Here is a 12,963-nt window from a genome sequence, read left to right as displayed (position 1 = left end):
CAAGGAGAACATGATGGATGCCGCTTCGCACAGCGACTCGCACAGCGACGAGGAACCCGATAACCGCACGCTGGCCAGCGAACTGGCCGGGCACTACCGCGAGATCCTGGCCGGGCTCGGCGAGGACCCGGAACGCGAGGGCCTGAAGGACACCCCGCTGCGTGCCGCGAAAGCCATGCAGTACCTGACCCGCGGCTACGAACAGGACCTGGACACCATCGTGAACGGGGCACTGTTCACCTCCGACAACGACGAGATGGTCCTGCTGCGCGACATCGAGCTGTATTCGCTGTGCGAACACCACGTGCTGCCGATCATCGGCAAGGTGCACGTGGCCTACCTGCCGGACGGCAAGGTGATCGGCCTGTCCAAGATCGCACGCATCGTCGACATGTTCGCCGCCCGCCTGCAGATCCAGGAAAACCTGACGCGTCAGATCGCCGAGGCCCTGCAGCAGGTCACCCAGGCCAAGGGCGTGGGCGTGGTGGTGGATGCCCGCCACATGTGCATGACCATGCGCGGCGTGGAAAAGCAGCACTCCTCGATGGCCACCTCGGTCATGCTCGGCGCCTTCCGCGAGGACTCGCGCACCCGGCGCGAATTCCTCAACCTGATCGGTCGCAGCTGACAGTTACCCGCAGCCCGCCCGGTTCGGGGGCAGGCACTACGGGGCAAGGGGCTCCGGTTCTCCGCCCGGGGCCTCGATCCCGCGGTGGTGCAGCAGGGTCCCGGAGGCCTGCAGCAGGGCGGTGCGGGCCTGGCGGAAGGCCACGATGCTGTCGGTGCGCTCCAGGCGACTTTCCAGCAGGTCACGCTGCGCCCGGGCCAGGGCGAGGGCGGTGCCGGTGCCGGCACGGAAACGGGCCTTCTCCACGCGCAGCTGTTCCTCCTGAAGCTTCACCGTCTCCTCGCGGGCGTTGATCTGCTCGCGCAGGCGCGCGGCCTCGAACCAGGCCGCGCGCACGTCCTCCACCGCCAGCTGCTCCAGGTTGGCCAGGGTCTCGTGGACCTGCTGGCGGGTCAGCCGCGCGCGGCGATGCTCGGCCTGCGCCGCGCGCTGCCCGATCGGCAGCTCGAACTCCAGACCGGCGGCCAGATCGTAGCCGGAGCCGCCATCGCCGGTGGCACTGGAGGCAAGGCTGTCGGCATAGCCCGACTGGCCCAGGGTCACGAAAAAATCCAGCCGTGGGAGCAGGCCGTTGCGGGTACGCACCAGTTCCAGCTCGTCGCGACGGGCCCGCACCCGCGTCTCGTTGAGGTCGGGCCGGTGGTGCCGGGCCAGGGCCACCCAGGTCTCCATAGGCTCCAGGGAATAACGCTCCAGCTCGGGCTCGGAGACCGGCTCCAGCCGGGTATCCCACAACCCGCCCTGGCCGTGAATGCGGCGCGCGAGCGCGTCCTGTGCCACCGCGCGATCGCTGCGGGCGTCGATCAGCCCCTGGCGGCGCAGCGCGACCTCGGCGCGCGCCGACACCTCCTCGGTCTCCGGCAGGTCGCCGGCGCGGATCCGGCCGCGGGTCTCTGCCAGCTGGCGTTCGGCCACCTCCAGCGCCTCCTCGAAGATCCCGACCCGCTGGCCGGCGAGGACCAGATCCCAGTAGCGCGCCTCCACGTCGTTCAGCAGTTCTTCCACGTAGCCGCGCAGCTCGTGTTCCGAGGCGCGCACGTCCAGCCCCGCCTGTTCCAGCCGGACCCGGTTGGATTCGATGCGTCCGCCGCGCAGCAGCGCCTGGGTCAGGGTGACCCCGCCGCGCGCGGTGTACTGCGCCTGGTCCACGCGGTTGCTGTCGCTGCGCTGACTACGCACGGACAGGGTGAGTTCGGTGCCGGTCGGCAGCTCCTGGCGCAGCCCGACCTCACCACTGCGGCGGGTCGAGACCACCTCGTCGGTGACCCCGATCTGGTCGAGCTGGCGCACGCTGCGGTCGCGGCCGGTCTCCACCTCGGCGAACAGTGCGGGGTCGAACACCGCCTGCTCCTGGGCGACAAAGGTGTCCTGGATCGCCGGCTGCAGGCGTTCCGCGCGCAGCCCGGCGTGGTTCTCCAGCGCCGAGGTCACCGCTTCCTCCAGCGTCAAAAGAAGCTGGTTCCCGGTATCGCCGGCGGGAGTCCCGCCCGACGGGGCGACGCCTTCGGGCACCGCCAGTACCTCGTCCGGCAGATCGAGCTCCAGCGCGGAGGCGGCGGGTGCGGCCAGCAGCCCGGCCAGGGCCGCACCCGCGAGCAAGGCGACCATCGTGGACGGTGAGCGGCGATCAGTCATGGGCATCCACCATGCGATAAACGGGCGGTCGTTGCTGCGAGCGGCGGTAGAACAGCAGATAAAGGGCCGGAATCAGGAACAGCGTGATCAGCGCGGAGGACAGCAGGCCGCCGATCACCACCCGCGCCATCGGTGCCTGCGCCTCGCCGCCTTCGCCCGCGCCAATGGCCAGCGGGAGCAGGGCGAGGATGGTGGTCAGGGTGGTCATCAGGATCGGTCGCAGGCGTTCCCCGGCGGCGGGGATGACGGCCTGCACGAGCTCCATGCCGTCCGCGCGGTGGCGCCGGGCCATGCGGTCCACCAGCAGGATGGCATTGTTCACCACGATCCCCACCAGCAGCAGGATACCGATCAGCGACTGCACGTTCAGGGTGGTGCCGGTGACCCGCAGCGCGAGGACCACCCCGATGATGGCCAGCGGCACCGAGAACATCACGATCAGCGGGTCACGCAGCGATTCGTACAGGCTGGCCATCACCATGTAGACCAGCAGCACCGCCAGCAGGGTGCCCAGCAGCAGCTCCGAGAACGCGGCTTCCTGTTCCTCGATGTCGCCGGTGACCGAGTAGTCGATCTCCGCCGGCAGCGGGATCCCCTCCAGCGCCGCACGCACGTCCGCGGCCACCTCGCCCAGGGAACGCCCGCCGATGTTGGCGTGCAGGGTGCTGATCCGCGCCTGTTCGCGGCGCTCGATCGAGTCCGGCCCGATCGCCCGGTCGAAGTCGACCACGCTGCGCAGGGCCACGCGGTCGCCGTCATCGTTGCGCAGGGTCAGGTCGCGCAGGTCATCCAGGGTGGCGGTGACCGCGTCGCGCAGCTGCACCCGCACCGGGACCTCGTCTCCGGCCGTGCGCAGGGCCCCGGCACGGGTACCACCCAGGGCGGTCTCCAGGGTCTGCGCAATGGCCTCGACTTCCACGCCGAGGTCGGCGGCCCGGTTGCGGTCGATGCGGGTGGCGAACTCCGGCTGGCCACCGTCCTCGGCGACCCGTGTGTCGGTGATGCCGGGGACGTCGTCCAGTGCCTGTTCGAAGCGTTCGGTAACCGCGCGCATGGTGTCGAGATCGAAGCCGCGCACCTCGACCGCCAGGCTCTCCTCGTCGTCGCCACCAAAGCCGCGGAAGAAGATTCCGCCGCGCGCCCGCACGCGGATCTCCGCGCCGGGGGGATCGCCCAGCGCACTGCGCAGGGCATCGGCAATCTCTTCGGACGAGCGCTCGCGGGCATCGCGCGGGCCGACATTGATGCGCATGTTGGCGGCCGCCGGCGACGAGGCGCGGAAGGCCGAGGCGCCGATACTGTTCACCAGGTGCTGCAGTTCGGGTACCTCGTCACGGACCTGCTCTTCCAGATCGAGCATCACCGTCTGCAGGTCGTCCAGTGGCGTGCCCGGCTCCATCGACAGGTTCACGCGGATCTCGCCCTCGTCGGTGGCGGGCATGAACTCGGTGCCGACTCCGCGCAGCCCCGCCAGCGCGATGATCAACAGCGCCAGGCTGATGCCCACCACCGACCACGGATTATCCAGCGCCGGACGCAGCGCCCGCGCATAGGCCCGTTCCATGCGCTCGCGCATGCGCGGCGCGGACGCGGGGCGGCGCATGCGCGCCATCAGCATCGGCACCAGGGTCAGCGCGACGATCAGGGAGGCGAACAGGGCAAAGGCCACCACCACCGCCAGGGGCCGGAACAGATGGCCGGCCAGCTCCTCCGCAAAGAACAGCGGCAGGAAGATCGCCAGGGTGGTCAGGGTGGAGGCGACGATCGCCGGTGCCACGCGCCCGGTGCCCTCGGCCGCCGCGGTGGTGGGCGCGAGGTCGGGAACCTGTTCGCGTCGCCGCGCGATGCTCTCCATCACCACGATGGAGTTGTCCACGATCAGGCCCACGCCCAGCGCCAGCCCGCCCAGGGTCATCAGGTTCAGGCTGTGGCCGCCGAAATGGATCAGCGCGAAGGTCGAGATCACCGCCAGCGGGATCGCGGTCGCGGCCACCAGGGTATAGCGCAGGTTGCGCAGGAACAGCAGCAGCACCAGCATCGCCAGCGCCGAGCCGTAGAGGATCGCCTGGCCGACGTTGGCGATGGAATTGCGGATGAATCCCGACTCGTCGCTGACCGCGCTGATGCTTGCCTGCGGGAAATCACGGTTGATCGCGCGCAGTTCGGCGTGCACTCGGTCGGCGACCTCGACGGTGTTGGCGTCGGTCAGCTTGCGGATCGCCAGCACCACGCCGTCCTCGAAATCCACCCGGAAGCGGCGGGTCTCGCGTTCGTGGGTGTCCAGCACCCGGGCCACCTGGTGCAGGCGGGTGCGGCCGTCCTCGTCGCGGTGGACCACTACCTCGCCGATCTCGTCCAGCGCCTCGAACTGGGCCGGGGTGCGCAGGTTGAACTCGCGGCGGCCATCCCGGATCGGCCCGCCCGGCGCGATCACGCTGGCCCCGGTCAGGCGCGAGCGGATGTCGTCCAGCCCCAGATCCAGTGCGCGCAGGCGGTCCGGCTCGACCTCCACCCGGACCTCGCGCTCAAGTCCTCCGCGCACGTCCACCGCGGCCACCCCCGGCAGGCGCTCCAGGCGCGGGCCGATGCGGTCGTCGATCAGCCCGCGCAGGTGGATCGCGTCCAGTCCGCTGGCCACGCCCAGCAGCATGATGGGCGAATCCGCGGTATCGAACTGGCGCACGCGCGGGCGCTCCGCGTCGTCCGGCAGGCTGCTTTCGATGCGCGCGATGCGGTCGCGCAGGTCATCCATCGCCGCGCGCAGGTCGCTGCCCCAGGCGAGGGTGATGCGCACCCGCGAGTTGCCCTCGGCCGAGGTCGAGCGGATCTCCTCGACCCCGGTGACCGCGGCCGCGGCCTGTTCGATCGGCCGGGTCACCAGCTGTTCCACTTCCTCCGCGCCGGCGTTCGACCACGAGGTGTTCACGGTCATCACCGGCAGGGCGATGTCCGGCAGCAGGGCGACCGGCAAACGGGTGAGGGCGGACAGCCCCAGCACCAGCACGATCAGCGCCACCATGCTGGTCAGCACGGGGCGGTGAACCGTGAACTGCGCCGGATTCACTGGCCGGACCCCGGCGCGTCGTCGCGGATCCGCAGCGGGGTGCCGTCACTCAGCAGATGCTGGCCCAGCACCACCACCCGGGTCCCGGGTTCCAGTTCGGGTTCGCGCAGTTCGATGAAATCGCCGTCGCGTACCCCGGTGGTGACCGTGTGGCGGCGGGCGACCGGTCCGTCATCCCCGTCTTCCCCGGCATCCTCGACCACGAAGATGACCGCGCCGGCTTCGCGGTGCATGACCGCGTCGCGGGGGATGGCGAGCCTTTCCGCATGCCGGTCGAGTTCCACCGACAGTTCCGCGAACATCCCCGGCCGCAGGCGTTCGTCGTCATTGGGCAGCTCCACCTCCACACGGGCCTGACGCGAACCCGGACGGAACTCCGGCGCGATGCGCGAGATTTCCCCGTCGAAGCGTTCCCCCGGCCAGGCCGGCGTGGTCACCTCCACGGGCATGCCCCGCTGCAGCCGGGCGTAGTCGCCCTCGGTGACGGACAGCACCGCGCGCATGGGGGTCAGCCGGACCAGCGTCAGCAGTGTGTCGCCGGTGCCCACCAGCGCGCCACGATCGACCTGGCGTTCGGCCACGTAGCGGGTGGCTCCGGGTTCTCCGTCGTCGGTGCGATCGGCGTGAATCCGGGTGTATTCCAGCTGGATGGCCGCCGAACGCACGGCGGAGCGGTTCTGCCGCAGGCGCGACTCGGCCAGCGCCACCGCGGTGACCGCCAGCTCCCGTTCGGTCTCGGCCGCCTCCAGCTCGGAGGACGATGCAATCCCCTGTTCCCGCAGGTCGCGGGTGCGAGCCAGCTCCCGACGCGCGGCCGCCTCGCCGGCGCGAGCCTCGGCCAGCCCGGATTTGGCCACCGCCAGCTCGGCCTCGGCACGCTCCAGTTCCTGTTCGAACTCCTCGGCATCCAGGCGCAGCAGCAGATCCCCGGGTTCCACCCGGTCGCCCAGTGCCACCGCCACCTCGCGCACGTGGCCGGTGAGCCGGGGCGTGATCTCGATCCGGTCACCGCCTTCCAGCGAGCCGGTGAAGCGCCGGCGCTCGACCAGCTCGCGGCGCTCGGCCTCGGCGGTCACCACCGCTACCGGCCGTGCGTCACCCCCGCTACGCCGCTCGGAGCCGTCGGGATCGCCGCCGCCGGGCCACCACCACACGGCCACGGCCAGCACGGCCAGGGCCACGAACAGAACAGGGATCACGGACAGACGACGCATGGCAACCCGGGCAGGGACGAGGACGAGGCAGGATTGTACCTTGCCCGCCACCCCCTGAACGTCCCGTGAATACCCGATGAGTGCGGGGATCGACGTAACGCCGACGTGGCCCCGCGTGCCGCGATCAATCCGTCACGATCGATGGATGCCCGTGCAGGCGAATCTCAGGCTCGGGCACAAGCGGCGAGGGGGCGGGGCTCGCAGCCTGTGCCCGACGGTCCGGTCGCGACGCGCGTCAGCGCCGGTCGCCGGTGGCTTCGGCGGCCATCTGTTCGTAGCTGGTGTGGCGCACGTTCTTGCCCTTGACGAAGTAGACGACGTATTCGCAGATGTTGCGGGCGCGGTCGCCGATGCGTTCCAGGGAGCGGGTGGCCCAGACGATGTCCATCAGGCGGGGGACCGCGTCGGGGGCGGCGGTCATCTGTTTCATCAGTTTGTGGGTGACGGATTCGTACAGGCTGTCGATCTGGATGTCCTGCTGGGCGACCCGCACCGCCTGCTCGGTGTCCATGCGGGCGAAGGCGTCCAGCGCGCCACGGGTCATGTGGCGCACGTGTTCCCCCATTTCCGCGAGATCGCTCATCGGGGCGGTCTGGCGGTCGGCTTCGAGCAGATGCAGGCCCATGCGGCCGATGCGCTCGGCCTCGTCGCCCATGCGCTCGAGGTCGGTGATGGTCTTGATTACGGCGATCACCAGGCGCAGGTCGGAGGCAGTGGGCTGGCGTCGGGCGAGGATGTGCGTGCACTGCTCGTCGATTTCCACCTCCATCGCGTTGATGCGGTAGTCGGTGGTAATCACGGTCTCGGCCTGTTCGGTGTCACCCTCGACCATGGCGTTCACGGCATCGGCCAGCTGCTGTTCCACCAGTCCGCCCATTTCCATCACGCGCTTGATGATGTCTTCCAGCTCCTCGTTGAACTGCTGGGAGATGTGCTGCTTGAAGAAACTCTTGTCCATGGCGTGGGGCTCCTCAGCCGAAGCGGCCGGTGATGTAGTCCTCGGTCTGCTTATTCGCGGGCGAGGTGAACAGGGTGTCGGTGTCGGCGTATTCGATCAGTTCGCCCATGTACATGAAGGCGGTGTAGTCCGATACGCGCGCGGCCTGCTGCATGTTGTGGGTGACGATGACCAGCGTGTAGTCCTTCTTGAGCTCGATCATGAGCTCTTCGATCTTCAGCGTGGCCAGCGGGTCCAGCGCCGAGCAGGGCTCGTCCAGCAGCAGTACCTCGGGATCGATGGCGATGGCGCGGGCGATCACCAGGCGCTGTTGCTGGCCGCCGGACAGGCCGAAGGCGTTCTCGTGCAGGCGGTCCTTGACCTCGTCCCACAGGGCCGCGCGGCGCAGCGACTTTTCCACCACGTCGTCGAGCCGGCGCCGGTTCTTCACGCCCTGCAGGCGCAGGCCGTAGGCCACGTTCTCGTAGATCGACTTGGGGAAGGGGTTGGGTTTCTGGAACACCATGCCCACGCGGCGGCGCAGCTCGGGCACGTCGACATCGGCGCCGTAGATGTCCTCGCCGTCGAGGCGAATGGTGCCCTCGATGCGGGCGGCGTCGATCAGGTCGTTCATGCGGTTGAAGCAGCGCAGGAAGGTGGATTTGCCACAGCCGGACGGGCCGATAAAGGCGGTGATCCGGTTCTTCGGGATGCGGATGTCGATCCCCTTGAGCGCCTGGTCGTCGCCGTAGTATAGCTTCAGGTCTTCTGCGGTCAGGCAGATGTCTTCGCGATCGATGTTCAGGTCGCGCGGGGCCTGCTCCTGGGGCAGGTTGACGGCGTGGGTCCGGGTGTCACTCATTTCGGGTACTCCATGGGGAATGGGGTTCGACACATCGCGTCGGCGCGAAGCGTGCGGCAGCGGTCCGGAAAAGCACCGTCATCGCGAGCGCCGCAGGCGCGTGGCGATCTCCGGGGCGGACGCCGCCGCAGGCGACTGGAGCGAACGTCGGGGTTGCGTCGCGAGGTTGCCGCGGCCCCTGCGGGGCCTCGCAATGACGGGGAAAGCCAGGCGTCATCGCGAGGCGCGCAGCGCCGTGGCGATCTCCGGGGCGGACGCCGCAGGCGACTGGAGCGAACGTCGGGGTTGCGTCACGAGGTTGCCGCGGCCCCTGCGGGGCCTCGCAATGACGGGGAAAGCCAGGCGTCATCGCGAGGCGCGCAGCGCCGTGGCGATCTCCGGGGCGGACGCCGCAGGCGACTGGAGCGAACGTCGGGGTTGCGTCACGAGGTTGCTGCGGCCCCTGCGGGGCCTCGCAATGACGGTGCCTGAGAGAGACGTTGAACATGGCCCGTCTCAGTCGCTTTCCGCGCGGTATTTCTCGCGCAGATGGTTGCGGATGGAGATGGCGGTCAGGTTCAGGACGATGATCAGCAGCACCAGGACCAGCGCGGTCGCGTAGACCAGCGGCCGGCCGGCCTCGACGTTCGGGCTTTTGAAGCCCACGTCGTAGATGTGGTACCCGAGGTGCATGAACGCACGGTCCAGGTGCAGATAGGGGAAAGTGCCGTCCACCGGCAGGTTGGGCGCGAGCTTGACCACGCCCACCAGCATCAGCGGTGCGACCTCGCCGGCGGCCCGCGCCACCGCGAGGATCAGGCCGGTCATCATGGCCGGCGCGGACAGCGGCACGATCAGACGCCACAGGGTCTCGGCCTTGGTGGCGCCCAGCGACAGGGAACCGTGGCGTACGCTGCTGCCGATCCGCGTCAGGCCCTCCTCGGTAGAGACGATCACCACCGGCAGGGTCAGCAGGGCGAGCGTCAGCGATGCCCAGATGATCGCCGGCGAGCCGAACGTGGGCGAGGGCAGGGCATCCTGGAAGAAGATCTGGTCGATGTTGCCGCCGATCAGGTACACGAAGAAGCCCAGGCCGAACACCCCGAACACGATCGACGGTACCCCGGCCAGGTTGTTCACCGAGATGCGGATGATGCGCACCAGCGGGCCCTGTTTCGCGTATTCGCGCAGGTAGATCGCGGCGAGCACGCCGAACGGGGTCACCACGATCGACATCAGGATCACCATCAGCACGGTGCCGAAGATCGCCGGCAGGATGCCGCCCTCGGTATTCGCCTCGCGCGGGAAGCCGGTCATGAAGTCCCAGAAGCTGCCGACGTAGTGGCGCAGCTTGGCGGCCGTGCTCATGTCGTTCGGCCACCAGGCGTTCACGATCTGCGACAGTGCGATGGTGGTGCGCTGGCCATCGGCGGTCTCCAGCACGATGGCGTAGCGGGCGACTTCTTCGCGCAGGGCGTTGCGTTCGGATTCCAGCTCGGCGTATTGGGCGTCCAGGGCCGCCTGTTCCTCGTCGAGTTCCTGGTGGCGCTGCGCGCGTTGTTCCTCCGTCAGCGAGGTATCCCGCTCGAGGCCGCGACGGTCGAGCCGCACCCGTTCCATCTGATGGTTGACCTGACCGATCTCGACCCGCTCGATGCGTTCGAGCTGCTGCACCAGATCGCGGGTCTCCCGGATGCGTTGTTCGAAGGCGGTGCGTGCCGCTTCGCCTTCGGCCACGGTCTCGCCGTCCTCGCGGTATTCCCGGATGAAGCCGAAGAAGTCACCCCATTGCAGGCGTTCCAGCACCACGGCGTCGCGCGGGGTGCGGCGTTCGGACATCGCGTCTTCGAGATACCACCGGAAGTCGCGTGAATCCAGGTCGCGGTTGCCGCGCTTGATCAGGTGGCGCACGACAATTTCCTGACCCTCCGGCACCTGAAAGCCGGCTTCCCGCGCGGCCTGGGCGGTCATGGTCTCCGAACGTGCGAGCTCGCCCATCACGCCCCGGGGCTCACTGTCAGCCGCGGGCTGGTATTCGAACTCGATGACCTCGGACGGCCAGAAGAACGACAGGCCATTCACCGCGATCATGGTGATCAGCCCGAAGACCATCACCAGGGAGGCGGCGATTGCCCCGGCATTCAGCCAGATCCACGGGGTGCCGGACTGGAACCAGTGTTTCATCGTTGTTCCTTACAGGGTGCTGTATTTGTTCCGCAGGCGCTGGCGCACGATCTCGGCGATGGTGTTCACCGTGAAGGTGAGGGCGAACAGGACCAGCGCGGCCAGGAACAGGATGCGGTAATGGGTGCCGCCCACCGCGGTCTCGGGCATCTCCACCGCGATGTTCGCGGAGAGCGTGCGCATGCCCTCGAAGATGTTGAAGTTGACCACCGGCGAGTTGCCGGTCGCCATCAGCACGATCATGGTCTCGCCGACGGCGCGGCCGAAGCCGATCATCACCGCCGAGAAGATCCCCGGGCTGGCGGTCAGCAGCACCACGCGCACCACCGTCTGCCAGGGGGTGGCGCCCAGTGCGAGCGAGCCCTGGGTCAGGTGCTTGGGCACGTTGAATACCGCATCCTCGGAGATCGAGTAGATGGTCGGGATTACCGCGAAACCCATCGCGATGCCGATCACCAGGGCGTTACGCTGGTCGTAGGTGTAGCCGGCGTCGGTCAGCCACTGGCGGGCATCCCCGTTGAACATCCAGATTTCCAGATGCGGGCTGATGAACACCGCGAACCAGCCCACCAGCAGGATCACCGGGATCAGGATCGCGGCTTCCCAGCCTGCGGGGATCGCACGGCGTACGCCCTCCGGCAGGACCCGCGTCCAGACGAAGGCCATCACCAGCATGGCCAGCGGGAGCAGGATCAGGATGCTGGCTACCGCGGGCAGATTGGCCTCGATGAACGGGGCCAGCCACAGGCCCGCCAGAAAGCCCAGGATGACGGTCGGCAGGGCCTCCATCAGTTCGATGCTGGGCTTGGTCAGGCTGCGCATGCGGCTCGACATGAAATATGCGCTGTAGATCGCCCCCATGATGGCCAGCGGGGTGGCGAACAGCATGGCGTAGAAGGCGGCCTTGACCGTGCCGAGGGTCAGCGGCACCAGCGAGAACTTGGGTTCGAATTCGTCGGTGGCGGATGACGACTGCCACACGTAGTCGCCGCCGGAACGGCCCTCGTACCAGACCTTTTGCCACAGCACGTGGAAGGAGACTTCCGGGTGCGGGTTGGACAGGTCGTTCACGAACCAGGTCTCGGCATCGTCGATCGCGATCAGCATCCGATTGCGCGGGTCGATGTACGCGCGGTAGAGGGGACGGTCGCTGATCGTCTGCTGGAGCAGGGTGCGCTGCGAGGTCGGGTAATGGACCGCCAGGGCGCCGGAGGCGTCGGTGGTGGCGAACCCCTTGCGGATGTATTCCGGCTGGGTGTTGGTGACCGCATCGGCATGTTGCGGGAAGTCGCGGACGCGGGTGATGCGGTTCACGTTGTCTTCGTCGCGCACCAGCATGTACTGGGCGACCGAGCCATCCGAGCCCCCGACCACGACGGAAACCGTCCCCAGGATGTATTCCAGCGAGGTGACCCTGGCATCGTCCCCGCGCACCACGCGCTTGCTGTCAACGAGCCGGGCGTTGCGCGGGGTGCTGATGTCGAAGAAATGCAGCCGGCCCCGGTCGTCGCCCACCATCAGGTTGCGCCCGGTGATGTCGACCAGGATGCGGGTTGGCGTCGCGCCCTCGGGCAGGGAGGGCAGGTCGTGGGCCGAACGGGTGACCTCGGTCTCGCCGGTCATCATCGAGGTGCGTTCCTCGAAGTTGACCAGCCGCAGCTCGCCGTCCTCGGTGGCTGCGGCCACCCGCACGCCGCTGGAACCTCGCTGGATGCCGACCACGTCGATGGCCCGGCCCTCGGAATCCACGTCCAGCAGCGCCGAATCCTCGTCTCCCAGGGGGTACACCAGGCCCGGATCGTATTCGCGACCCTGCGGCGTGAAGCGTTCGTTGTATTCGTATTCGATGGCCAGCACCTGGCCGTTGTCCAGGCCGGCCGCAACCAGGCGCGTGCGCGGTTCGGCCATGCTGAAACTGGTGACTTGTACGTCATCCGGTATCGGCAGCGGCTGTTCGCGTACCACCTCGCCGCTGTACGGGCGGAAGAAGACCGCCCGACGGTCTTCGGTCAGACGCACGGCCATTTCGCGATGCCGGTTCACCGCCAGGTGGATGGTCCCGGTGTCGGCCCCGCCGGGCGCATCGTAGGCCGCGCGTTCCTCCAGCGAGGCGCCCTGGAACATCGGCAGGGTTTCGCTCAGGAGGTAGACGAACATCAGGGTCAGGGCGCCGATCACGGCCAGACCGAAGAATCCGATCAGGTAGCGGGCCGAGGTGTCCTTGGCGCGGCGCCAGCGCTGGAAGCGGTCGAGAGTGGTGTTCGCGATGGTGCCGGGCATTCGGTTCCCCTGAAATATCGACGGGCGCGTGACGGTCATTGGCAGGGATCCTAAGGGCGGGTTGTGACAGTCCGATGACACTGCGGTGACAGGCATTTGAACGCGCAGCGGCTCGTGCTCAGGGGCATAAACGAAAAAGGCCCGGACATTGTCCGGGCCCTGATGCCTCCCCATTGCGGG

The 12,963-nt window shown here is 68.4% G+C and carries 8 protein-coding genes; 1 reads left to right on the top strand and 7 read right to left on the bottom strand.

Annotated features, from left to right (window positions below; translation table 11 throughout):
• Positions 1 to 13: 13 nt before the first annotated feature.
• Positions 14 to 628: a GTP cyclohydrolase I FolE gene (folE, locus tag F788_RS0109870; RefSeq protein ID WP_019590050.1), complete on the top strand. Its 615-nt coding sequence runs from the start codon at positions 14 to 16 to the stop codon at positions 626 to 628.
• Positions 629 to 664: 36 nt separating this feature from the next.
• Here folE and F788_RS0109865 read toward each other — a convergent pair whose 3' ends face one another.
• The 7 genes from F788_RS0109865 to F788_RS0109835 form a co-directional block, all read right to left on the bottom strand.
• The gene (locus F788_RS0109865) at positions 665 to 2,269 is read right to left on the bottom strand and encodes a TolC family protein (RefSeq protein WP_369772469.1); all 1,605 of its coding nucleotides are present in this window, start codon (positions 2,267 to 2,269) and stop codon (positions 665 to 667) included.
• Positions 2,256 to 5,327 carry an efflux RND transporter permease subunit gene (locus F788_RS0109860; RefSeq protein ID WP_019590048.1) on the bottom strand — a complete coding sequence of 1,024 codons (3,072 nt, stop codon included), beginning with the start codon at positions 5,325 to 5,327 and terminating at the stop codon, positions 2,256 to 2,258. The genes F788_RS0109865 and F788_RS0109860 overlap by 14 nt, the downstream gene beginning before the upstream one ends.
• Complete coding sequence (locus F788_RS0109855) at positions 5,324 to 6,541, bottom strand: efflux RND transporter periplasmic adaptor subunit (RefSeq protein WP_019590047.1); 1,218 nt, start codon at positions 6,539 to 6,541, stop codon at positions 5,324 to 5,326. Before F788_RS0109855 ends, F788_RS0109860 begins: the two co-directional genes overlap by 4 nt.
• A 235-nt stretch (positions 6,542 to 6,776) precedes the next feature.
• The gene (gene phoU, locus F788_RS0109850; protein WP_019022135.1) at positions 6,777 to 7,499 is read right to left on the bottom strand and encodes a phosphate signaling complex protein PhoU; all 723 of its coding nucleotides are present in this window, start codon (positions 7,497 to 7,499) and stop codon (positions 6,777 to 6,779) included.
• A 13-nt stretch (positions 7,500 to 7,512) separates the two neighbouring features.
• Positions 7,513 to 8,340: a phosphate ABC transporter ATP-binding protein PstB gene (pstB, locus tag F788_RS0109845; RefSeq protein WP_018869558.1), complete on the bottom strand. Its 828-nt coding sequence runs from the start codon at positions 8,338 to 8,340 to the stop codon at positions 7,513 to 7,515.
• Positions 8,341 to 8,835: 495 nt separating this feature from the next.
• A complete protein-coding gene (pstA, locus tag F788_RS0109840; RefSeq protein WP_019590046.1) occupies positions 8,836 to 10,503 on the bottom strand; it encodes a phosphate ABC transporter permease PstA in 1,668 nt (555 codons plus the stop codon).
• 9 nt (positions 10,504 to 10,512) lie between these two features.
• Positions 10,513 to 12,783 carry an ABC transporter permease subunit gene (locus F788_RS0109835; protein ID WP_019590045.1) on the bottom strand — a complete coding sequence of 757 codons (2,271 nt, stop codon included), beginning with the start codon at positions 12,781 to 12,783 and terminating at the stop codon, positions 10,513 to 10,515.
• Between the last annotated feature and the right edge of the window lie 180 nt (positions 12,784 to 12,963).

Source organism: Thioalkalivibrio sp. ALE10 (genome assembly GCF_000381385.1).
Classification (GTDB): domain Bacteria; phylum Pseudomonadota; class Gammaproteobacteria; order Ectothiorhodospirales; family Ectothiorhodospiraceae; genus Thioalkalivibrio.
This window is presented reverse-complemented; position numbering and strand designations above follow the sequence as displayed.